At 73.3% G+C, this 21,564-nt stretch carries 18 protein-coding genes and 2 tRNA genes; 5 read left to right on the top strand and 15 right to left on the bottom strand.

The window, feature by feature from the left end; genetic code table 11:
* Positions 1 to 146: 146 nt before the first annotated feature.
* The 3 genes from purL to purS are packed head-to-tail and all read right to left on the bottom strand — an operon-like array spanning position 147 to position 3,348.
* The gene (gene purL / locus ACZ38L_RS05350; protein ID WP_465689426.1) at positions 147 to 2,402 is read right to left on the bottom strand and encodes a phosphoribosylformylglycinamidine synthase subunit PurL; all 2,256 of its coding nucleotides are present in this window, start codon (positions 2,400 to 2,402) and stop codon (positions 147 to 149) included.
* Positions 2,402 to 3,100 carry a phosphoribosylformylglycinamidine synthase subunit PurQ gene (gene purQ, locus ACZ38L_RS05345; protein WP_465689424.1) on the bottom strand — a complete coding sequence of 233 codons (699 nt, stop codon included), beginning with the start codon at positions 3,098 to 3,100 and terminating at the stop codon, positions 2,402 to 2,404. The genes purL and purQ overlap by 1 nt, the downstream gene beginning before the upstream one ends.
* Entirely contained in the window at positions 3,097 to 3,348 is a 252-nt protein-coding gene (gene purS / locus ACZ38L_RS05340) for a phosphoribosylformylglycinamidine synthase subunit PurS (protein WP_465689422.1), read from the bottom strand. The genes purQ and purS overlap by 4 nt, the downstream gene beginning before the upstream one ends.
* Before the next feature lie 454 nt (positions 3,349 to 3,802).
* On the opposite strand from purS, the gene ACZ38L_RS05335 reads away from it, so the two are divergent.
* The 3 genes from ACZ38L_RS05335 (at position 3,803) to ACZ38L_RS05325 (ending at position 4,443) form a co-directional block, all read left to right on the top strand.
* Positions 3,803 to 4,120, top strand: coding sequence for a histone-like nucleoid-structuring protein Lsr2 (locus ACZ38L_RS05335; RefSeq protein ID WP_035847257.1), 318 nt, complete (start codon positions 3,803 to 3,805; stop codon positions 4,118 to 4,120).
* Between the two features lie 138 nt (positions 4,121 to 4,258).
* A tRNA-Gly gene (locus ACZ38L_RS05330) sits at positions 4,259 to 4,331 on the top strand.
* A 39-nt stretch (positions 4,332 to 4,370) separates the two neighbouring features.
* Positions 4,371 to 4,443 (top strand) — tRNA-Gly (locus tag ACZ38L_RS05325).
* 106 nt (positions 4,444 to 4,549) lie between these two features.
* On the opposite strand, the gene ACZ38L_RS05320 is transcribed toward ACZ38L_RS05325, so the two are convergent.
* The 4 genes from ACZ38L_RS05320 to purD form a co-directional block, all read right to left on the bottom strand.
* Positions 4,550 to 5,449, bottom strand: coding sequence for a phosphoribosylaminoimidazolesuccinocarboxamide synthase (locus ACZ38L_RS05320; protein WP_465689420.1), 900 nt, complete (start codon positions 5,447 to 5,449; stop codon positions 4,550 to 4,552).
* Between the two features lie 66 nt (positions 5,450 to 5,515).
* A complete protein-coding gene (locus ACZ38L_RS05315) occupies positions 5,516 to 7,081 on the bottom strand; it encodes a N,N-dimethylformamidase beta subunit family domain-containing protein (protein WP_465689418.1) in 1,566 nt (521 codons plus the stop codon).
* A gap of 134 nt (positions 7,082 to 7,215) precedes the next feature.
* Positions 7,216 to 8,751, bottom strand: coding sequence for a M48 family metalloprotease (locus ACZ38L_RS05310; RefSeq protein ID WP_465689416.1), 1,536 nt, complete (start codon positions 8,749 to 8,751; stop codon positions 7,216 to 7,218).
* A gap of 483 nt (positions 8,752 to 9,234) precedes the next feature.
* Positions 9,235 to 10,482 (bottom strand): phosphoribosylamine--glycine ligase, encoded by a 1,248-nt coding sequence (gene purD / locus ACZ38L_RS05305; RefSeq protein WP_465689414.1) that lies wholly within the window; start codon positions 10,480 to 10,482, stop codon positions 9,235 to 9,237.
* A 397-nt stretch (positions 10,483 to 10,879) separates the two neighbouring features.
* Here purD and ACZ38L_RS05300 point away from each other — a divergent pair, with 397 nt between their 5' ends.
* Positions 10,880 to 11,671, top strand: coding sequence for an SLATT domain-containing protein (locus ACZ38L_RS05300; RefSeq protein WP_465689412.1), 792 nt, complete (start codon positions 10,880 to 10,882; stop codon positions 11,669 to 11,671).
* A gap of 47 nt (positions 11,672 to 11,718) precedes the next feature.
* Here ACZ38L_RS05300 and ACZ38L_RS05295 read toward each other — a convergent pair whose 3' ends face one another.
* From ACZ38L_RS05295 to ACZ38L_RS05285, 3 genes are all read right to left on the bottom strand, one after another.
* Positions 11,719 to 12,366 carry a hypothetical protein gene (locus ACZ38L_RS05295; protein ID WP_465689410.1) on the bottom strand — a complete coding sequence of 216 codons (648 nt, stop codon included), beginning with the start codon at positions 12,364 to 12,366 and terminating at the stop codon, positions 11,719 to 11,721.
* Positions 12,367 to 12,427: 61 nt separating this feature from the next.
* Positions 12,428 to 13,261 carry a GntR family transcriptional regulator gene (locus ACZ38L_RS05290; protein ID WP_465689408.1) on the bottom strand — a complete coding sequence of 278 codons (834 nt, stop codon included), beginning with the start codon at positions 13,259 to 13,261 and terminating at the stop codon, positions 12,428 to 12,430.
* A 91-nt stretch (positions 13,262 to 13,352) separates the two neighbouring features.
* Positions 13,353 to 14,150, bottom strand: a complete 798-nt coding sequence (locus ACZ38L_RS05285; RefSeq protein WP_465689406.1) for a carbon-nitrogen family hydrolase — start codon at positions 14,148 to 14,150, stop codon at positions 13,353 to 13,355.
* Between the two features lie 167 nt (positions 14,151 to 14,317).
* Between ACZ38L_RS05285 and ACZ38L_RS05280 the strand changes: the two genes are divergently transcribed.
* Positions 14,318 to 15,151 (top strand): maleylpyruvate isomerase family mycothiol-dependent enzyme, encoded by an 834-nt coding sequence (locus tag ACZ38L_RS05280; RefSeq protein ID WP_465689404.1) that lies wholly within the window; start codon positions 14,318 to 14,320, stop codon positions 15,149 to 15,151.
* 18 nt (positions 15,152 to 15,169) lie between these two features.
* Here ACZ38L_RS05280 and ACZ38L_RS05275 read toward each other — a convergent pair whose 3' ends face one another.
* From ACZ38L_RS05275 to pdhA, 5 genes are all read right to left on the bottom strand, one after another.
* Positions 15,170 to 16,513, bottom strand: a complete 1,344-nt coding sequence (locus ACZ38L_RS05275; protein WP_465689402.1) for an MFS transporter — start codon at positions 16,511 to 16,513, stop codon at positions 15,170 to 15,172.
* Positions 16,514 to 16,542: 29 nt separating this feature from the next.
* Entirely contained in the window at positions 16,543 to 17,790 is a 1,248-nt protein-coding gene (locus ACZ38L_RS05270) for a M64 family metallopeptidase (protein ID WP_465689400.1), read from the bottom strand.
* A gap of 182 nt (positions 17,791 to 17,972) precedes the next feature.
* Positions 17,973 to 19,361 (bottom strand): dihydrolipoamide acetyltransferase family protein, encoded by a 1,389-nt coding sequence (locus ACZ38L_RS05265; protein WP_465689398.1) that lies wholly within the window; start codon positions 19,359 to 19,361, stop codon positions 17,973 to 17,975.
* A gap of 11 nt (positions 19,362 to 19,372) precedes the next feature.
* Entirely contained in the window at positions 19,373 to 20,344 is a 972-nt protein-coding gene (locus tag ACZ38L_RS05260; protein WP_396556675.1) for an alpha-ketoacid dehydrogenase subunit beta, read from the bottom strand.
* A gap of 6 nt (positions 20,345 to 20,350) precedes the next feature.
* Positions 20,351 to 21,496: a pyruvate dehydrogenase (acetyl-transferring) E1 component subunit alpha gene (gene pdhA, locus ACZ38L_RS05255; RefSeq protein ID WP_465689396.1), complete on the bottom strand. Its 1,146-nt coding sequence runs from the start codon at positions 21,494 to 21,496 to the stop codon at positions 20,351 to 20,353.
* Positions 21,497 to 21,564 lie beyond the last annotated feature (68 nt).

Genomic DNA, 21,564 nt, shown 5'->3' with positions numbered 1-21,564 from the left:
GAGGACAGATACATGCGCCCCACCCCCCCCCGCGCGTGTCTTTTGGCCTCCCCCACCCCCACGCGCGGCGGGAAACCCACACAAAGACCCCGTGGCCCCCCCCCCCCCCCCCCCCCCCCCCCCCACGGCTTCTCAGCGCGGAGCGGTCAGCTCAGCAGGGCCTCGATCACGCCGGTGTGGGCGTCCGCCAGCTCCGTCAGCGAGACGGTGAACTGGCCCTGCACCTCCAGGACGTCACCATCCACCACGCCGATCCGGGCGGCCGGCAGGCCGCGCGCGCCGCACATGTCGGTGAAGCGCAGCTCCTCGCTGCGCGGCACCGCGACGACCGCGCGGCCCGCCGACTCGGAGAAGAGGAAGACGAACGGGTCCAACTCGCTCGGCACGATCACCCGGGCGCCGTGGCCGCCGCGCAGGCAGCTCTCCACCAGGGCCTGCGCCAGACCGCCGTCCGAGAGGTCGTGCGCGGCGTCGATCATGCCGTCGCGCGAGGCGGCGATCAGGATCTCGCCGAGCAGCCGCTCGCGCTCCAGGTCCACCTTGGGCGGCAGACCGCCGAGGTGGTCGTGGGCGACCTGGGCCCAGGCGGAGCCGCCCAGCTCGTCGGCGGTGTCGCCGAGCAGGTAGAGCAGCTGGCCCTCCTCGGCGAAGCCGATCGGGGTGCGCCGGGTCACGTCGTCGATCACGCCGAGCACCGCGACCACCGGAGTCGGGTGGATGGCCGTCTCGCCGGTCTGGTTGTAGAGCGAGACGTTGCCGCCGGTGACCGGGGTGCCCAGGGTCTGGCAGGCGTCGGCCAGCCCACGGCAGGCCTCGGCGAACTGCCACATCACGTCCGGGTCCTCGGGGGAGCCGAAGTTGAGGCAGTCGGAGACCGCGAGCGGACGGGCACCGCCGGCCGCGACGTTGCGGTAGGCCTCGGCCAGCGCCAGCTGGGCACCGGTGTACGGGTCCAGCTTGGCGTAACGGCCGTTGCCGTCGGTGGCGATCGAGACGCCGAGGTTGGTCTCCTCGTCGATCCGGACCATGCCGGAGTCCTCGGGGGTGGCCAGCACGGTGTTGCCGATCACGAACCGGTCGTACTGGTCGGTGATCCAGGACTTCGAGGCCTGGTTCGGCGAGCCCGCCACGGCCAGCAGCGCGTCCTTCAGCTCCGCGCCGGTGGTCGGGCGGCGGAGCCGCTCGGCGGTCGGCGCGTCGGCCTGCAGGGCGTCCTGCCAGGACGGCCGGGCGTACGGCCGCTGGTAGACCGGGCCGTCGTGCGCCACGGTGCGCGGCGGCACGTCCACGACCTGCTCGCCGTGCCAGAAGATCTCCAGCCGGTCACCGTCCGTCACCTCACCGATCACGGTGGCGATGACGTCCCACTTCTCGCAGATCTCCAGGAAGCGGTCGACCTTGCCGGGCTCGACGATCGCGCACATCCGCTCCTGCGACTCGCTCATGAGGATCTCCTCCGGCGAGAGCGTGGCGTCGCGCAGCGGCACGCTGTCCAGCTCGATCCGCATGCCGCCCGAGCCGGCCGAGGCCAACTCGCTGGTGGCGCAGGAGAGTCCGGCGCCGCCGAGGTCCTGGATGCCGAGCACCAGCTGCTCGGCGAAGATCTCCAGGGTGCACTCGATGAGCAGCTTCTCCTGGAACGGGTCGCCGACCTGGACGGCCGGGCGCTTGGCCGGGCCGGTCGCGTCGAAGGTCTCGGAGGCCAGCACCGAGACACCACCGATGCCGTCGCCGCCGGTCCGGGCGCCGTACAGGATCACCTTGTTGCCGGCTCCGGAGGCCTTGGCCAGGTGGATGTCCTCGTGCTTCATCACGCCCACGCAGAGCGCGTTGACCAGCGGGTTGCCCTGGTAGCAGGGGTCGAAGACGACCTCGCCACCGATGTTCGGCAGACCCAGGCAGTTGCCGTAGCCGCCGATGCCGGCGACGATCCCGGGCAGTACCCGGCGGGTGTCCGGGTGGTCGGCCGCGCCGAACCGCAGCGGGTCCATCACCGCGACCGGGCGGGCGCCCATCGCCAGGATGTCCCGGACGATGCCGCCGATGCCGGTGGCCGCGCCCTGGTAGGGCTCGATGTAGGACGGGTGGTTGTGCGACTCCACCTTGAAGGTGACCGCGTAGCCCTGGCCGACGTCCACCACGCCGGCGTTCTCGCCGATGCCGACCAGCATCGCGTCACTGCGCGGGGCCTTCTCGCCGAACTGCTTGAGGTGGACCTTGGAGCTCTTGTACGAGCAGTGCTCCGACCACATCACCGAGTACATCGCGAGCTCGGCGCCGGTGGGGCGGCGGCCGAGGATGTCGCGGATCCGGGCGTACTCGTCCGGCTTGAGGCCGAGCTCGGCCCAGGGCTGGACGGCGTCCGGGGTCTGCTCGGCGTTCTTGACGGTGTCGAGGGACATCAGCTGCTCACCAACTGCTTCAGAACGGACGTGAAGAAGCCGAGACCGTCGGTGCGGCCGGTGCCGACCAACGGTTCCACGGCGTGCTCCGGGTGCGGCATGAGGCCGACCACGTTGCCGGCCGCGTTGGTGATCCCGGCAATGTCATTCAGCGAGCCGTTGGGGTTACCCACCTGATCCGGGGTACTGGCCAGGTAGCGGAAAACCACCCGACCCTCCGCCTCCAGCTCGTCGATGGTGCGGGCATCGGCGGTGTAGCGGCCGTCCATGTTCTTCAGCGGGATGGAAATCTCCTGCCCCGCCCGGTAATCGACGGTCCACGCGGTGTTGGCATTCTCCACCCGCAGCTTCTGGTCGCGGCAGATGAAGTGCAGGTGGGTGTTACGCAGCATCGCGCCGGGCAGCAGGTGCGACTCGGTCAGTACCTGGAAGCCGTTGCAGATACCGAGCACCGGCATTCCCAGCTTCGCCTGCTCGATGATGGTGGCCATCACCGGGGAGAAGCGGGAGATGGCGCCGGCCCGCAGATAGTCGCCATAGCTGAATCCGCCCGGCAGGATCACCGCGTCGACCTGGTGCAGGTCCTTGTCGCGGTGCCAGAGGGCGACCGGCTCGGCACCCACCAGCCGGATGGCGCGCTGGGCGTCCCGGTCGTCGAGCGAGCCGGGGAACGTGACGACACCGACCCGGGTGGTCACTGGGACTCCTCCACCCGGACGGTGAAGTCCTCGATCACGGTGTTGGCGAGGAAGGTCTCGGCGGCTTCGTGGATCCGGGCGAGCGCGGCGTCGTCCACCGGGCCCTCCAGTTCCAGCTCGAAACGCTTGCCCTGACGGACATCGGCGATCCCGGCGAATCCGAGACGGGGCAGTGCGCGGTGCACCGCCTGTCCCTGGGGGTCGAGGATCTCCGGCTTGAGCATGACGTCGACTACGACGCGTGCCACTGGCACTCCCAATGGTGTGGTGCGTGAAGGCGGGGGACCTTCAGCCTACCGGGGGTTTGGGGGCGTTCGACGGCCCGGGGAGAGCGACGCGCGTAGACCCGCACCCCTTACGCCGCAAGGGATCCGGCCCTCCTGGGCGCCCGATTCATCCCCCTTTAAAGAACCTCACAGGATCGGCGACCGGAACGCCCGAATACCGGCACACCGGACAGATCGACCATGGATACCCGGTGTATCGGTACGACGGCGAAGGAAGGTGAATATTCCGGAAAAGAATGCAACGGGCATCGATTTTCTCTATGCTCCGGGTGCAGAATAGGGCCACCGGTGGCGGCAGGAGCTGCGCTGTCGGCAGGCCCGTTCGGTCTGCCCGTATGCCCTTGGGCAACCGGAGCACAGGGCTGTCGCGGCAACACCGCGCCCGGCAGCCGAATTGCCGAGAGGATTGACACCCATGGCTCAGCGTGTAGTCGTCACGCTCTCCGACGACCTGGACGGCGGCGCCGCCGCGGAAACCGTCCACTTCGGCGTCGACGGGAAGTCGTACGAGATCGACCTGTCCCTGGACAACGCGGAAAAGCTGCGCGAGGCGCTCGCCCCGTTCGTCGCGGCCGGCCGCCGCCAGAGCCGTACCGGAAAGTCCTTCCGTCGCACCGCGCTCGCACCGGACCCGGCCGCCGTGCGCGCCTGGGCCCAGTCCCGCGGCATGGAGCTGCCGGCCCGCGGCCGCATCCCCAAGCACGTCTACGAGGCTTTCTCCGAGGCCAACTGACCTGCGGCGCCTCCCTTCCCCGCCCGCTCGAACGGGCTCGGCCGGGAGGGAGGCGCGACCACTCCCGACGATGCGGTAGAGTATTTCTCGTCGCCGCAACGGGGAACCGGGAGCAGCGATCGGTGCCGAAGGCACCGTGCGGACGTGGCTCAGTTGGTAGAGCATCACCTTGCCAAGGTGAGGGTCGCGAGTTCGAATCTCGTCGTCCGCTCGCAGCAGCGTTATGCTGTGCAGTACAAGTGAAGATCGTGCGGACGTGGCTCAGTTGGTAGAGCATCACCTTGCCAAGGTGAGGGTCGCGAGTTCGAATCTCGTCGTCCGCTCAGATGCGAAAAGGGTCCCCGGTGGGGGCCCTTTTCGCATTCCCGGAGGTGAGGTTCGTCACCCCGGCCTGTGGGCACCCGACCCGGTGCCCACAGGCCGGATGGCTCAGGCCCAGGCGGTGCCGGTCAGCCGTTCGTACGCCTCGACGTACTTGGCTCGGACCCGCTCGACGACCTCGGCCGGCAGCTCCGGCGGCGGCTGCTCGCCGGTGCGGTCCCAGCCGGCGGCCGGCGAGGTCAGCCAGTCCCGGATGAACTGCTTGTCGAAGGACGGCTGGGCGCCCCCGGGCGCCCACAGGTCGGCCGGCCAGAACCGCGAGGAGTCCGGGGTCAGCACCTCGTCGCCGATCACCAGCTCGTCGCCACGGCGGCCGAACTCGAACTTGGTGTCGGCCAGGATGATGCCGCGCTCGCGGGCGATGTCCCGGGCCCGGGTGTACACCGCCAGCGTGGTCTGCCGCAGCAGCGCCGCCCACTCCGCGCCGATCCGGTGCGCGGTCTCCTCGTACTCGACGTTCTCGTCGTGCTCGCCGACCTCGGCCTTGAGCGCGGGGGTGTAGATCGGCGCGGGCAGCTCGGAGCCGTCCTCCAGCCCCTCGGGCAGCGCGATCCCGCAGACCGTCCGGCTCTCCCGGTACTCGACCAGGCCGGAGCCGGTGAGGTAGCCGCGGGCCACGCACTCGACCGGGAACATCTCCAGGCTGTCGCAGATCATGGTGCGGCCGGCCCAGTCCGCCGGGGCGCCGGCCGGGACCTCGGTGGAGATCACGTGGTTGGGCACCAGGTCGGCGATCCGCTCGAACCACCAGAGCGAGAGCTGGGTGAGGATCCGGCCCTTGTCCGGGATGCTGTTGGGGAGCACCCAGTCGTAGGCGGAGGTGCGGTCGCTGGCCACCATCACCAACCGGCCCTGCTCGTCGCGGTAGAGGTCGCGCACCTTCCCGGTGTGCAGGTGGACCAGGCCGGGCACCTGCACCGGCTCGGGCTTCGTGACAAATCCGCTCAAGGTCGTTCAGTCCTCACGCGTGGGGGTCGCAGGCCTGAATCCTTTCATGCACCCGCCAGGCGGGGGTCAGCCGTCCTTGCAGAGCTGGTCCAGCAGGTTGGCGGTGGCCCGCTGGATCCGCTCGTCGGTGTGGCCGGGCCGGTCCAGCGCGGGCGACCAGGCGAAGGTGCCGGCGGCGAAGACGTACGCGCCGCTGGGCGCCCGGTAGAGCGAGGTCTCCTGGAACCGCGGCCGGTCCAGCTCGTCGCGGTAGGGCGAGTGGGCGAGCAGGATCCGCTCGTTGTGCACCGGCAGCGGCACCTTGGGGAAGTAGCGGTCGGCCTCCCCCGCCACCAGGTTCTCCACGTGGTCGCCGTCCCGCAGGCCGGTGCCGGCCCAGAGCCAGTGGCCGGTGTTGCCGGCCACCAGCGGCACCGGATCGGCCACCCGACCGGCGTACTGCACGCCGATCAGCTGCTGCTCGGGCCTACCGGCGTCCCGCCAGAGCGCGCTGGCCGCGCCGGGCAGTCCGGCGGCCGGCGCACCGGGCGGAACCCGTTGCCGCTTGCGGCAGTTGAGCAGCCGGTTGGGCTCGCCGGAGGGGCCCGGGGTGAGGTCGACCCGCCAGTACATGGTGTTGGCGGAGAGGAAGACCAGCGAGGTGCCGCCGTCCCGGGCCCGCTCGGCGGCCTGGCGCATCGGCTCGGACCAGTACTCGTCGTGGCCCGGGAAGACCAGCGCCCGGTGCCGGGACGGCTCGACCAGGCCGGCGTGCAGGTCGCTGGCGGTCGCGTAGGCGAGGTCGTAGCCGTAGCGCTCGGCCCAGCGGATGAAGTCGTAGGCGTGGCCGACGTGCAGCGGCAGGCCGGCGCCGGCGTGCGGGCGGTCGAAGGAGACGGTGACCGCCGCGTCCGCCTCGGCGACCAGCCCACCCTGCTCGTCCCAGGCGTGGTAGAGGCTGGCGCCGGTCCGGCCGTCCTCCGGGAACAGGTTGTACGCCTGCCAGGTGACGTCCGGCAGGACCAGCAGCAGCTCGGCGGAGGGGCCGGCGGCGGGCTGGTCCCGGACGGTGAACGGGATGTGGCTGCGGTGCCGCTGGTCCGCCGTGGTGAGCACCGCGACGTACGCGCCGGGGCGCCAGTGCACGGGGATCTGCAGGCGCCAGGAGTGCCACCAGTGGTGGCAGCTGACGGTCCGCCCCACCACCAGCGGCGGGGGCTGCTGGAGACCGGGGATCAGCGGACTGGCCGTCATGTGCTGGGCGCCGGCGCCCGCGTAGTGGCCGATCCGGTAGACGTCCACGATGAACTCGCGCGGCGGGTGCACCGTGATCCGGAAGTCGACCGAGCCGCCGGGGTGGATCACTCCGGCCGAGGCGAAGCCCTTGATCTGCTGCTCCACGTCGTTGGCGCTGCGCGGGGTGCCGGCCGTCCCCCAGCCCGGCGGCTGGGAGGCACCCCCGGGGTGGCTGGCGGCCGGCAGCGGGCGCTGGCCCGGCGCGTCGGTGCTCACGTACCAGGGGACCGCGCCCTCGGTGCCCGCGAGGTACTGGTCAGGACTGCGCAGCCAGGGCAGCGGCCCCTGGCCGAACGGGTCCGCGACACCGTGCGCCAGCGTCCCGGACTCCCAGCGGCGACCCGACTCCCTGTCCACACGCCCTCCCTGTACCCCCGGCGGCACGTGCCGCCGCTATGTGCGTGCCGACCAGCACACCACAGAGTCCTGGCGCTGCGTCACCCAACGGTAGCAACTGGTGGCAACTGCCCAGGGAGGCACGGGCGGTGGGCTCAGCCCAGCCGGACCGGCTTCTCCACCCGGACTCCGGCCGCCTCCAGCCAGGCCCGCAGCGGACCCGCCTCGCCCTGCTCGACCGCCGCCACCACCGGGTCGGCGAGGTCGTTGCGGCGCACTCCGCCGAGCAGCAGCACCGGGCCGTCCAGCCAGTCCAGGCCGGGGCGGGCGCCCGCGGTGTCCACCGCGGCGCAGCAGACCATCGCCGTCACGCAGTCGGCCAGCAGCTCCCGCCCGCCGCGCTCGGCGCCGCCGGGGGCGACCGGCTCCGGACGGGCCGAGGCCAGTGCCCGGGCGAGCTCGGCGCCCCGGCCGGCGGCCAGCACGGCCAGCAGCCGGGCCAGCGTCGGCGCCGCCCGGCCGGTCTCCCCGGGCAGCCCCGGCTCGGCCGGCGCCACCGCGTCCAGCGCCTCCTGCACCGAGATCGCCTGCAGCCGCCAGCCGCGGTCCACCACCTGCTCGGGGTAGTCCGCCCAGTCCAGGTCGGCGCGGTGGCCGGGGACCGGACCATGGAACAGCTCGGCGGCCAGCAGCGAGACCGCCGCGTCCATCCCGCCCGGCTCCTCCAGCAGGTCACAGGCGGGCCGGTCGCCGAGCCGGCTCTCGTACCCCCCGGCCAGCCGGTCCCGGCGGGACAGCTCCGTCAGCGCGGCGACCACCCCGGCGTTGAGCTGGGCCGGGCAGCGGCCGAGCCGCCAGGCGGGCAGCGCCACCCGGGTGAGCAGTCGGTCCCAGCCCGCGTAGGCCAGGCCGACCTGGCCCTGGGCGGCCACCCGCAGGCCGTAGTCGACCGCCTTGGCCCGCTCGGAGGCGGCGGCGGCGACCGCGCGCTCCAGCTCGGCGACGTCCTCCCGGCAGGCGCGCAGCAACGCGCGGGTGATCCGGTCGAGCAGCCGGGTCGGGAGGGTCTGCCGGCCGCTGCCGAACGCGGCGTCCAGGCCACGGACGAAGCGGCGGGCGGCGGCGATCTCCGGGTCGGCGGCGGCGGCCGTGCCGGCCACCACCGGCGCGAGCAGCGCCCGCAGCTCGCCGGCCCGCATCCACCAGAGGAACGGCGAACCGACCACCAGCACCGGGGCGGCCCGGGCCGGGCCGGGGCGGAGCAGCGCGCGCGGGCCGGGGTGCGGCACCGGCTCCTCCTCCAGCCAGCTGTCGCAGTCCGGGGTGAGCGCGATCGCGGAGGGCGGGGGCACCCCGAGCCGGTCGGCCAGCTCGTGGATCAGCCGGTACAGCTCGGGGGCGGCCGGCGGCGGGACCGGGACCGCCGGGGTGCGCGGCGGGACGGCCCGGGCATGCCGCCGGGCTGCGGCCAGCGCCACCAGCCCGGCGGCCACGGCTATCCCGCAGACCACCCAGCGGGCGATGTCCCACCCGGGTCCGTCCGGCGCGCCAGGTGCCCCGATCCGGCCGGTCACCCGCCCGGCGAGCAGCACCACGGCGACGGCGGCCGGCAGGATCGCCGCGGCCCTCGCCAGACCGCGGATCCGCAGCACGGCACGGGCACGGGCGCCCGCGGCGTCGAGAGCGGCCATCCGGCGCTGCACCCCCTTCGGAGTCGGACGTTCGAGATCCGGGCGATCAGTTCACGGTCGGAAGGCAGCGACAACCGGTCGCCGCGCGACATCCCGTCCAGTCCTTCTGCCAGTTTCGACGCGCGCACCCGGGTGGATGTTCCGGATCGCCCCGGTTTCCACTCGTCCCGGTGACAGTGCGCGCATTCCGGACCACGGGCACCGGTAGGGATGCCTTCCGGTGACCCGTTGCCAGCAGCTTCCCCCCACGCGGGCGGACCCACCCGGCGGCGACCGCGGTGGCGCCCGAGGCGGCACCGCAATGCAGCGCACCATACGGGCGATCGGGGGCCGACGTCAGCAGGATGCCAACGCATTCACTCGAACGACTGGATTCCACCCACCGTTCGCCCACGGCGGATCAGGGGGCGGACGCGCGCGCGAACGAAGAAGGGCGCTGCGTCCGGTGGGGGACGCAGCGCCCGGTGGGGCCTGACCGAGGGCCTACTCGGCGGCCTTCAGCGCGATGTCCGTGCGGTGCTGGGAGCCGGCCAGCCGGATCTCCGCGACGCCCGCGTAGGCGCGCTCGCGGGCCTGCGCCAGGTCGGCGCCGGTCGCGGTGACCGACAGCACCCGGCCACCCGCGCTGACCACCCGGCCGTCCTGGTCGGTCCGGGTACCCGCGTGCAGCACGTAGACCGTGCCGTCGGCCGCCTCCGCCTCGGCCAGGCCCTCGATCACGTCGCCGGAGCGCGGCGCGGCCGGGTAGCCCTCGGCCGCGACCACCACGGTGACCGCCGCCTCCTCGCGCCAGCGCAGCGGCTCCAGCTCGGCCAGCCGGCCCTGCGCGGCGGCCAGCAGCACGCCCGCCAGCGGGGTGCGCAGCCGGGCCAGCACCACCTGGGTCTCCGGGTCGCCGAAGCGGGCGTTGAACTCGATCACCCGGGTGCCGCGCGAGGTGAGCGCCAGGCCGGCGTAGAGCAGGCCGGAGAACGGGGTGCCGCGGCGGCGCAGCTCGTCCACGGTCGGCTGGAGCACGGTGGTCAGCACCTCGTCGACCAGGCCGGGCGGGGCCCAGGGCAGCGGCGAGTAGGCGCCCATGCCGCCGGTGTTCGGGCCGTGGTCGCCGTCCAGCGCCCGCTTGAAGTCCTGCGCGGGGACCAGCGGCAGCACGGTGGTGCCGTCGGTGATCGCGAAGAGCGAGACCTCGGGGCCGTCCAGGTACTCCTCGATGACGACGCTCTCACAGGCCGCCGCGTGGGCCAGCGCCGCGGTGCGGTCGGCGGTGACCACCACGCCCTTGCCGGCCGCCAGGCCGTCGTCCTTGACCACGTACGGCGCTCCGAAGGCGTCCAGCGCCGCGGCGGCCTCCTCCGGGGAGGCGCAGACGTAGGAACGCGCGGTCGGCACGCCGGCGGCGGCCATCACGTCCTTGGCGAAGGCCTTCGAGCCCTCCAGCTGGGCGGCCGCGGCGGACGGGCCGAAGACCGGGATGCCGGCCGCCCGCAGCGGCTCGGCGACACCGGCCACCAGCGGGGCCTCCGGGCCGACCACCACCAGGTCGGCGGCCAGCTTCCGGGCCAGCTCGGTGACCTGGTCACCGTCCAGCTGGTCGACCGGGTGCACGGTGGCCACCGCCGCGATCCCGGCGTTGCCCGGGGCGCAGTGCAGCTCGCTGACGGCGGGATCTTGGGACAGGGAGCGGCACAGGGCGTGTTCGCGGGCGCCGCCGCCGATGACGAGGACCTTCACGGTTGGCAAGGGTAGTCGGTGGCGGAATCCGGCCGTCCACCGGTGCTGTGCGAACCTCCATCGGAACTACCGAAAACCGCCCCGGCCTTTGTGTCTTCGGCCGAGCGAGGGATCGGGTCACGACCGCGGCGCACCAGACTCTCACTCGGAGGAGTGAAATCCCGTCGACTTCCGCAACCCGCTCACCACGGGTTCCTGAGCCCGGAAAGGGTGGTCTTCCTGCCGGAAGCGCCTGCATGCTCGCCCATTTGGCGGTAAGAAGTGCTGTTGGATGGCCAGCAGTGCCGCCCATGCGCCGTCTCGCAGCCAGCAGTACGGCAGTACCAGCAGTGCCCACAGCAGTCGCCCAGCAGTCAGGCCGGTCCGGGCGGTCCGGCCCGTCAAGGGAGCCCCACAGGTGAGCCAGCCCGAAATGCAGCCCGAGGAGAGTCCCTGGGGCAAGGACGTCGGCGAGGAGGACCAGCCCACCACGACCGCCGCCGGCCGGGACCGCGCCGCCACGCGCCGCCGTGCCGACCTGAGTGCCCGCCAGTTCCCGCTCGGGGACTGGGGGGAGCCGGCCGAGCGGCTGGAGGAGCTCTACCGCTGGTCGGAGGAGCGCGCGGTCGAGGCGATCGACTGGTACCGGCGGGACCGCGTCTGGAAGCGCCGCCTCGCGCGGCTGCTGCGGTTCGGCGCGGCCGGCTTCGCGGTGGCCGGGGCCACCTTGCCGCTGGTCTCGCTGACCGGCCGGTTCGGGCACGCCCCCGCCTGGGGGTACGTCTGCCTGGCGCTGGCGGCCGGCTGCCTGGGCGCGGACCGCGCGTTCGGGTTCAGCTCCGGCTGGATGCGCGACGTGAGCACCGCCCAGGCCCTGCAGCGGCGACTGGAGGCGTTCCAGTTCGACTGGGCCTCGGAGTGCGTGCGCGAGGTGCTCGGCCCGACCGAGGGGACGGCCGGCGAGGCCGCCGAGCGCTGCCTCGGGGTGCTGCGGCGGTTCTGCGAGGACGTCTCGGACATGGTCCGCAGCGAGACCTCGGAGTGGATGCTGGAGTTCCGGGCCCGGATGACCCAGCTGCCGACCCAGGCCCCCGGGAGCTGGGGCGCGCGCACCGAGGGCAGCTCCGGCGCGCAGGTGCGGGTGCTGCCGCCGCCGGGGACCCGGCCGACCATGCCGCGCCAGCGGCCGCCGGAGGGCCCGCTGCGGTAGCGGCCCGAGCGGCGGTCAGGCGGTCAGGCGGTCAGGCGGTCAGGCGGTCAGGCGAAGACCACCATCGACCCCTGGGTCAGGCTGCGGGTCGCCGCCGCGTACAGCCCGGCCCAGGCGTGCCGCTCCCGGGCGTACGGGTGCACGTCGTCCAGCGGCGGGGCGAACGGCTGCTCGAGCCCGGTCGGGCTGAGCGGCCGGGTCGGCGCCGGCGGGTCCAGCGGATCGATGCCGAGCGCCGGCGCGACCAGCTGCAGCTCACGCAGCAGCCCGTACGAGGAGCCCAGCGGGCCGCCCGAGGAGAGCAGGTCCTCGTCCACCAGCGGGACCTCGAACTCGATCGGGACGTAGGCGCCGGCGTGGTCGAAGTGCCAGACCAGGTGCGACTGCTCGGCGGTGCTCTCGAACATCTCCAGCAGCTGCTCGTAGTCGCCGCCGAGCGCGTCCACCGGGGTGATCTCGAAGCCGGTGAGCCGCAGCAGGTAGGCCCGCCGCAGGAAGTGCAGCGAGTCGTAGTCGAAGGCCGCGATCGGCTCGACCTCACCGGTGGTCCCCGGGGCGAACTCGTAGACCGGCACCCCCGGCAGGCCGCGCGCGGCCAGTGCCGCGTTGTAGACCGCGAGCTCGTCGCGGAACGGGTTGTCGGGGCTGTGGCTCAGTACGTCCACGAGCGGGACGAGCCAGAGATCGCAGGCCACGGCCAGCTTTCCTCTCCGTGCCGGGCGGTGTCGGCGGGCGTCGGCAAACGCCCGGACCACCCTACCGGCCCGGGCTGGGAGGCGGGGCCGGATGCTCGGCGCGCGGTTGCGGGACGGGCGCACCCTCGCCGGCCGGCTCCCCGGCGGCCGGCTCGGGGGCCGTCCCGGTGGGCTCGGCGGTCAGCAGCGCCAGCACCGAGACGTGCTCCAGCGACTCGCCGGTCAGCCCGGCCAGCAGGCGGATCGAGTGCAGGTTGTACTCGTTGACCATCCGGTGCGCGCCGGCCAGGTCGCGGGACGCGATCAGCTCCACCAGTTCGAGATGCCGGTCCCAGTACACCCCGGTCGGCTCGCTGCGGTCCCGTAGGTAGGGAGCGGCGAACATCCAGGACTGCACCCGCAGCCAGTCCAGGTAGTCGGCGATCCGCCCGTTGTCCAGGAAGCCCGAGACCTCCTGCCAGAACCGCCGGTCGCAGCCGACCATCACGTCCAACTGGCCGGCCCGGGCGGCCCGGACCGCCGCGTCCGCCCGCCGGCGCAGCGAGGTCAGCCGTGACCAGTCGTACCGGCTCACCCGCAGCCCGAGCTGGCGGAACGCGCTGTCGGTGAGCATCGCCCGGGCCTCGAAGATCTCCAGGAAGTCGGCCCAGCGCAGCACCGGGACGGTGAACCCCCGGTGGTGCTCGGTCCGCAGCAGTCCCTGCGCCGCCAGGTCCACCAGCGCCTCACGGGCCGGGGTGGCCGAGACGCCGTACAGCTCGGCGATCTCCTTGACGGTGAAGTTGCTGCCCGCCGCCAGCCGGCCGGCCATCATCTCCTCGCGCAGCGCCCCGGCGATCTGCTCGCGCAGGCTGTTGCGCTGGATCGCGGAACGCCCCTGACCGACGACGGCCATCTGCCCAACCTCCTGTGGTCCGGCCCGGGCGGGGCGAAAGGCCATCATCCTCTCAAATCCCCGCGCCGGCCCGACCGGCCCCCGCCCCGGGTCAGCGCTGCACGGGCGCCGGGATGCCGAGCAGCCGGTCCCGCAGCACCGGGAACTCCTGCCGGGCCCGGGCCACCTCGGCCGGGTCGAACTCCACGGTGAGCACCTCCTCGCCCGGCCCGGCCTCGGCCAGCACCCGGCCCCAGGGGTCCACCACCAGGCTGTGGCCGGCCTGCTCGACCCCGGCGTGGGCGCCGCCGGTGTTGCAGGCCAGCACGTACGCCTGCTCCTCCACCGCGCGGGCCCGGGCGAGCAGCGTCCAGTGCTCGCGGCGCCGCTCCGGCCAGGCCGCCGGGACCACCAGCAGCTCGGCGCCGGCGTCCAGCAGGGCCCGGAACAGCTCGGGGAAGCGCAGGTCGTAGCAGGTCGCCAGGCCCAGCACGCCGAGGTCGGTGGTGGCGGTGACGATCTCCTGCCCGGCGCCCATCGCGATCGCCTCGCCGCTGTCGAAGCCGAACCGGTGGATCTTGCGGTAGGTGTGCGCCAGGTCGCCGCTCGGCGCGAAGAGCAGCGAGGTGTTGTAGATCGGCCCGTCCGGGTCGCGCTCCACGATCGAACCCGCGTGCAGCCAGACCCCGGCCGCGCGGGCGGCGGCCGACATCGCCTCGACGGTCGGGCCGTCCAGCGGCTCGGCGCCGGTCGACCAGGCGTCGTAGGCGAAGCCACCGAGCGGCCACAGCTCGGGCAGCACCACCAGGTCGGCGTCCTGCTGCGCGCGGACCAGGGCGGCGACGCGGGCCCGCCGTTCGGCCGCCGGCTCGGAGTCCGACACGGAGAGTTGGATCAAAGAGGCGCGCACACTACCACCGTCCACGACAAGAGACCTACGATCGTCACTCGAAAGCGCTGCCCTGCTGTCACCCGGCAGCGTAACGTGCGCTTAGCGCGCGCGTCCGGGAGCCGGCAGGACCGGTTTTCGGCCGCGGGCGCGCGTGCAGCAGCGACGGAGGGGCCGGAGAAGATCCCGTGACCGACAACCAGACCGTGCAGGCCTACACCGATGCCTGGACGCAGTCCATCGAGTCCATATCGGCGCTGATGGCCACGCTGCCCGCCGACTCCTGGAACCGGCCGACCGAGTGCCCGGGCTGGTCGGTCCGGGACATCGTCTCGCACGTGATCGCGATCGAGTCCGAGCTGCTCGGCGACCCGCGCCCGATCCACTCGCTCCCCAGCGACCTGCGGCACGTCAGGGACGACCTCTCCCGCTACCTCGAACTGCCGGTCGACAAGCGCCGCTGCCACACCCCGCCGGAGATGACCGCGGAGCTGGAGTACGTGATCATCCGGCGGGCGCGGATGCTGCGGGACGCCAAGCACCAGGCCGACGACGTGGTGCGGTTGCCGCTCGGCCCGGCCGCGATCGACCTGCCCTACGCGCGGCTGCTGCTGATGCGCGCCTTCGACGTCTGGGTGCACGAGCAGGACCTGCGGCGCGCGGTGGGCCTGCCCGGCGGCCTGGACTCGCCGGGCGCCCAGCTGAGCCGCGACCACCTGCTGGCCCAGCTGCCCAAGGTGGTCGCCAAGCGGGCCGGCGCGCCGGCCGGGAGCACGGTGGCCTTCGACGTCACCGGTCCGCTGGAGTTCCTGCGCACCGTCCGGGTGGACGAGCGCGGGCGGGGCACGCTGGACAGCCGGATCACCCTCGGCCCGGACGTCCAGTTCGGCCTGGACTGGGAGACCTTCCTGCGACTGGCCTGCGGACGGGTCCGCCCGGAGGCGGTCGCCGACCGGGTGCGGATCGAGGGCGACGCGGAGCTGGCCGGCCGGATCCTGGCCCACTTCGCGGTCACCCCCTGACGGCCCGCCGGCTGCCCGTTACCCGGTGGGCAGCCGGCGGCGCAGCCGCAGGATCATCACGGTGCCCACCAGCAGCGGGACGTACATCCAGCAGAACGCCACCCGGTACGCCTGGGCCGAGTAGCTCGAGGCGCCGGCCGGGGAGAGCGCGTCGAGCAGCACGCCGATCCCGAAGAGCGTGATCATCGTGGCCAGGAAGCCGCCCATGTTGACGATGCCGGAGGCGGTGCCCAGCCGCTCGGGCGGGTTGTGCGAGCGGGCGTAGTCGAGGCCGACCAGCGAGGCCGAGCCGTTGCTTCCCATCACCAGCAGCAGCGTGACCAGCAGCCAGAGCGGCGGGCGCCCGGCCGGCCAGGCCAGCGCCGCCGCCCAGCAGCCGCCGGTGGCGGCGATCGTGGTCAGCACGATCGGCATCCGGGCCCGCGGGCCGCGGTTGAGCAGCCGGCCGAAGAGCAGCCCGAAGAACATGTTGCTGAAGACCAGCAGGGTGAGCAGGCCGCCCGCCTCGCCCCGGCCCATCCCCTGACCCTCCACCAGGTAGGGCAGCCCCCAGAGCAGGGCGAAGGCGTTGGCCGGGAACTGGGTGGTGAAGTGCACCCAGAGTCCCAGCCGGGTGGCGGGCTGCCGCCAGGACTGCCGGACCTGGGCCCGCACCGGCGGCCGCGCGGCGTCGGGGGCCTCGGGCCCAGTGGCCGGCGAGCCGTCCGGGGTCTCCCGCAGCAGCAGCGCGACCAGCGCGAAGACGCCCACCCCGAGCAGCGCGACGGCGGTGAAGGTGGTGGTCCAGCCCTCGGTGTGCAGGGCCTGGGCGAGCACCACGGTGGTGATCAGGTTGCCGCCCATCCCGGCCAGCCCGGTGAGCTGGGCGACCAGCGGGTTGCGGGCGGCCGGGAACCAGCGGGCGGAGATCCGCAGCACGCTGATGAAGGTCATCGCGTCGCCGCAGCCCAGCACCGCGCGGGAGGCCAGCGCCGGGGCGAACGAGGGGCTGAAGGCGAAGGCCAGCTGGCCGACGCTGAGCAGCAGCACCCCGAGCAGCAGCACCCGGCGCGGGCCGAAGCGGTCGACCAGCAGGCCGACCGGCACCTGCATGGCCGCGTAGACCAGCACCTGGAGGATCGAGAAGGCGGAGAGCTGGGAGGCACCGATGCCGAAGCGGTGGGCGGCGTCCAGCCCGGCCACCCCGAGGCTGGTGCGGTGGATCACCGCGAGGACGTAGACGCTGACCGCGATCCCCCAGGCGCACCAGGCCGCCCGGCCGCCGGGCGGCTCGGCGGGGCCGGTCCCGGCGGCGCAGGGCTCGGTGGTCCGGGGAGCGGGGATGAGAGCGGAGGTACGGGTCGGGCCGGGTTCCACGGTCATAGTGCGCCCAGACTAGTCATCCCATCAGTTCATCCGGTGAGTACCCAGTTCACCGTCCGGGTCATCCGCTGGTTGCGGAAGTCCTCGTCGCGCACCCAGTCCGTGGTGTCGCGCACCGTCGCACTGACCGTCACCCGCTGGCCGGGCAGCAGCGGCAGGGCCGCCGGGTCGAACCAGGTGCCGTCCGGGGCCTGCGGGCGCACCTCGCGGCCGTCCACCCGCCAGACCACCGAGAGCTGCCGGCCGCCGCTCAGCGGCAGCGGACGGACGGTCAGCCGGGGCCGGCCGCTGACGTCGCCGGGGTTGGGCGAGACGCCGTCCAGCGGGTTCACCCGGCGGTAGATCTGCTCGATGATCGCCTCACGTGAGGGGAGGTTGTAGGTGCCGCCCAGGGTGCGCATCACCGAGTCGGGGGTCGGCCGGTAGATCCCGTTGGCGCTGCGGTAGGCGCCGACCAGGCCGCCGCCTTCCGGCGACTGGGCGCCCAGCCAGCGCCACCACTTGAGGTGGTCGCGGCGCATCACGTCGGCGTTCTGGGTGGAGAGGTTCGGGTAGTCCGCGTCGTGCGGGGCGGTGTCGTACTCGTCGCCCAGGTCGCCGACGGTGTGTCCGATCTCGTGCTGGATGATCCGGCCGGCGTCCGGGCTGCCGCCCGCCAGCGTGGTCACCCCGGTGCCCCCGGCGCCGCCGTACTCGGTGGAGTTGGCCAGCGCGATCAGGTACTGCGGCCCCTCCCCCGCCCCCGCGTAGCGCGCGGTCGCCACCTCGTCGGCGCAGAGCAGCCGCGCGGTGCCCTCGCACCAGAAGTGCATGCCCAGCGGAGTGACGGGCTTGTGCCCCTTGCCCTGCCCCTCGGCTATCCCGGCGACCGGGGAGACCACCTCCACCCGCCGTATGTTGAAGTACCCCTGGTAACTGCGGAACGGCTCGATCTCCATCAGCGAGCGCCAGGCCTGGTCGGCCTGCTGCCGGAAGAGGTCCTGCTGGGCGGCTGTGTAGCCGTCGCCGAGCAGCACCAGGGTGATCCGGTTCCCCGGCTCACCCGTCCGGCGTATGTCCACGGTGGGGGCGGCGCCGAGGCGGCGGACCCGCGCGCCGACCGCGCCGCCGGGGCCGTGCGGGGGGACCGCGCGGTCGGTCACCCCGCCGGCGGCGGGGCCGATCACGGTGAACGGTGCCGGCCCGGCCGCCTCCAGGGCGGTGGGCAGCACGGCTGCCGCGAGCAGGGCGAGTGCGGCCAGACTCCGGATGAGACGGCCAGGGTTGCCAGGCGCCATACGGATGGTCCTCGGTGCTCCGGTCACCCGGCGGGCGCTCGGGTGGGGGGTCACCAAGAGGTACCCCGCCCGAACAGATCATCTGACTTTCGATCGGAGAGCTCACCGGAACGGCGCAACGCACCCCGGCACGGGACCGGCCCCGGGACGGGTGTCCCGGGGCCGGTCGCGACGCTCCCGGGTCAGCCCCAGGTGAGCAGGCGCTTCGGTTGCTCCAGGATGGCCGCGGTGTCGGCCAGCACCTTGGAGCCCAACTCGCCGTCGACCAGGCGGTGGTCGAAGGAGAGCGCCAGCGTGGTGACCTGACGCGGGACCACCTTGCCCTTGTGCACCCAGGGCAGCTCCCGGACCGCGCCGAAGGCCAGGATGGCGGCCTCGCCGGGGTTGAGGATCGGGGTGCCGGTGTCCACGCCGAAGACGCCGACGTTGGTGATGGTGACGGTGCCGCCGGTCATGTCGGCCGGCGCCGTCCTGCCCTGCCGCGCGGTGTCGACCAGGACGCCGAGCTCGATCGCGAGGCCGGCCAGGGTGAGCGCGCCGGCGTTCTTGATGTTCGGCACGATCAGGCCGCGCGGGGTGGCCGCGGCGATCCCCAGGTTGACCTGGCCCTTGAGGACGATCTCCTGGTTGGCCTCGTCCCAGCTGGCGTTGATCTCCGGGTGCCGCCTGATCGCGGTGAGCAGGGCCTTGGCGACCAGCAGCAGCGGGCTGACCCGGACGCCGGGGCCGAGCTCGCCGCTCTCCTTGAGCTTGCGGACCAGCTTCATGGTGCGGGTCACGTCGACCTGGACGAACTCGGTGACGTGCGGGGCGGTGAAGGCGGAGGCCACCATCGCCTGGGCGGTGGCCCTGCGGACGCCCTTGACCGGGATCCGCTGGTCCACCCCGGCCGGGACGGCTGCCGCCGCCTCGGTCGGAGCCGCCTCGGCGGCCACCGCGGCGGGCACGGCGGCCGGCGGAGCGGCGGCGGCGTGCACGTCCTCGCGGGTGATGATCCCGTCCGGGCCGGTCGGCAGGACCGTGCGCAGGTCGATGCCCAGGTCCTTGGCCAGCTTGCGGACCGGCGGCTTGGCGAGCGGGCGCTCGGTGGCCACCACGGCCGCCGGGGCGGGCGCGGCGACCGGGGCCGGCGCGGCCGGGGCCGGGGCCGGGGTGACCGCGGCCGGGGCGGCGGCGACGACGGTGCGGCGGGCCCGGCGCTGGACGCTGCCGGTGCGCGGCCCGTAGCCGACCAGCACCTCGCGGCGTTCCGGCTGGTCCGCCGGGGCGGCGGCAGCGGCGGGCGCCGGCGGGGCGGCCGGTGCCGGGGCGGCCCCCTCCACCGCGATCGCGATGATCGCGGTGCCGACGTCGACCGTGGTGCCCTCGGGGAAGTGCAGCGCCTCGACCGTCCCGTTGAACGGGATCGGCAGCTCCACCGCGGCCTTCGCGGTCTCCACCTCGCAGACGACCTGCCCGTCGGCGACGGTGTCCCCGGGCTGGACGTACCACTTGAGGATCTCGGCCTCGGTCAGCCCCTCGCCGACGTCGGGCATCTTGAACTCGCGCAGCGCGCGAACATCGGTGCTCATGGTCGCCTCTCTCAGAACGCCAGCGCGCGGTCGACGGCGTCCAGCACCCGGTCCAGGTCGGGCAGGAACTGCTCCTCCACCCGGGACGGCGGGTACGGCGCGTGGTAGCCACCGACCCGGAGCACCGGGGCCTCCAGGTGGTAGAAGCACTTCTCGGTCAGCCGGGCGGCCAGTTCGGCGCCCATGCCCATGAAGACCGGTGCCTCGTGCACCACCACGGCCCGGCCGGTGCGCTTGACCGAGGCCTCCAGGGTGGCGAAGTCCACCGGGGAGAGCGAGCGCAGGTCGACCACCTCGAGCCGGCGGCCGTCCTCCTCGGCGGCCGCGGCGGCCTCCAGGCAGACCTTGACCATCGGCCCGTAGGCGAGCAGCGTCAGGTCGGTGCCGGGGCGGACCACCCGGGCGGCGTGCAGGTCCAGCGCCGCCGCCGAGCCGATCTCGGCCTTGTCCCAGTACCGGGCCTTCGGCTCCAGGAAGATCACCGGGTCGTCGCACTCCACCGACTGGCGGAGCATCCAGTAGGCGTCGTCCGGGTTGGACGGGGTGACCACCCGCAGGCCGGCGGTGTGCGCGAAGTACGCCTCGTGCGACTCGCTGTGGTGTTCGACGGCGCCGATGCCGCCCGCGTACGGGATCCGGACCGTGACCGGCATCTTGACGTGCCCGAGCGCGCGGGCGTGCATCTTGGCGAGCTGGGAGACGATCTGGTCGAAGGCCGGGTAGACGAACCCGTCGAACTGGATCTCCACGATCGGCCGGTAGCCGCGCAGCGCCAGACCGATCGCCGTCCCGACGATCCCGGACTCGGCGAGCGGGGTGTCGATCACCCGGTCCTCGCCGAAGTCCTTCTGCAGGCCGTCGGTGACCCGGAAGACGCCGCCGAGCTTGCCGACGTCCTCACCCATCACCAGGGTCTTCGGGTCGGTCTCCAGACACGCGCGCAGGCCCTCGTTGATGGCCTTCGACATGGTGAGCTTGGACATGATCGATTACTCCCCGCCCTCGAAGGACTCCGCGTACGCGACGTACTCGGCCCGCTCCTCGCTGACCAGCGAGTGCGGCTCGGCGTACACATGGTCGAAGATCAGGGTCGGGTCCGGATCCGGCATCGAGCGCACGCCCTCGCGCACCCGCAGACCGAGGGTCTCGCTCTCCGCCTCGACCGCGGCGAAGAACTCCTCGTCGGCCAGCTTCTCGCGCTCCAGGTGGGCCTTGAGCCGGGAGATCGGGTCCTTGGCGCGCCAGGCCTCGGTCTCCTCGGCCTCGCGGTAGCGGGTCGGGTCGTCCGAGGTGGTGTGCGCGCCCATCCGGTAGGTGAAGGCCTCGATCAGCACCGGGCCGTTGCCGCTGCGGGCGTGGTCCAGCGCCCAGCGGGTCACCGCCAGGCAGGCCAGCACGTCGTTGCCGTCCACCCGGACGCCGGGGAAACCGAAGCCGGAGGCCCGGCGGTAGAGCGGGATCCGGGTCTGCGTGGTGGTCGGCTCGGAGATCGCCCACTGGTTGTTCTGGCAGAAGAAGACCACCGGCGAGTTGTAGACCGAGGCGAAGGTGAAGGCCTCGTTGACGTCACCCTGGCTGGAGGCGCCGTCGCCGAAGTAGGCGATCACCGCGTCCTCGGCGCCGTCCTTGGTGATGCCCATCGCGTAGCCGGTCGCGTGCAGGGTCTGCGAGCCGATCACGATCGTGTAGAGGTGGAAGTTCTTCTCGTTCGGGTCCCAGCCGCCGTGGTTCACGCCGCGGAACATCCCGAGCAGGTTGAGCGGGTCCACCCCGCGGCACCAGGCCACGCCGTGCTCGCGGTAGGTGGGGAAGGCGTAGTCGTTCTCCCGCATCGCGCGGCCGCTGCCGACCTGGGCGGCCTCCTGGCCGAGCAGCGAGGCCCACAGGCCCAGCTCGCCCTGGCGCTGCAGGGCGGTCGCCTCGGCGTCGAAGCGGCGGACCAGCACCAGATCACGGTAGAGCGAGCGCAGCTCCTCCGGGGTGACGGCCAGCGGGAAGTCCGGGTGCTCGACCCGGTCACCTTCCGGCGTGAGCAGTTGCACGAGCTCGGCCGGGGCGTCCTTCCCCGCGCGGAGGTTGTCAGGGACGCCGGGGGCGGCCTTCTTGCGCGCCCTCGCCGTACTTTTGACGGTCACGTTCACTCCTCGGTCTGTCCGGCCGCCCGGGGTCGCCGGTGACCGGTCCGGTCACCTCCTCGCAAGGC

The sequence above is a fragment of the Kitasatospora sp. NPDC024654 genome, from assembly GCF_055559155.1.
Note: the sequence above shows the minus strand (reverse complement) of the source record. Positions and strands in the feature narration are given on the sequence as shown.

What these genes read in the sequence shown, in the direction of transcription:
- purL (WP_465689426.1), bottom strand. Translation starts at nt 2,402, where the DNA reads ATGTCCCTCGACACCGTCAAGAACGCCGAGCAGACCCCGGACGCCGTC.
- ACZ38L_RS05335 (WP_035847257.1), top strand. Translation starts at nt 3,803, where the DNA reads ATGGCTCAGCGTGTAGTCGTCACGCTCTCCGACGACCTGGACGGCGGC.
- ACZ38L_RS05310 (WP_465689416.1), bottom strand. Translation starts at nt 8,751, where the DNA reads ATGGCCGCTCTCGACGCCGCGGGCGCCCGTGCCCGTGCCGTGCTGCGG.
- ACZ38L_RS05290 (WP_465689408.1), bottom strand. Translation starts at nt 13,261, where the DNA reads ATGGCCGTCGTCGGTCAGGGGCGTTCCGCGATCCAGCGCAACAGCCTG.
- ACZ38L_RS05275 (WP_465689402.1), bottom strand. Translation starts at nt 16,513, where the DNA reads ATGACCGTGGAACCCGGCCCGACCCGTACCTCCGCTCTCATCCCCGCT.
- ACZ38L_RS05270 (WP_465689400.1), bottom strand. Translation starts at nt 17,790, where the DNA reads ATGGCGCCTGGCAACCCTGGCCGTCTCATCCGGAGTCTGGCCGCACTC.
- ACZ38L_RS05265 (WP_465689398.1), bottom strand. Translation starts at nt 19,361, where the DNA reads ATGAGCACCGATGTTCGCGCGCTGCGCGAGTTCAAGATGCCCGACGTC.
- ACZ38L_RS05260 (WP_396556675.1), bottom strand. Translation starts at nt 20,344, where the DNA reads ATGTCCAAGCTCACCATGTCGAAGGCCATCAACGAGGGCCTGCGCGCG.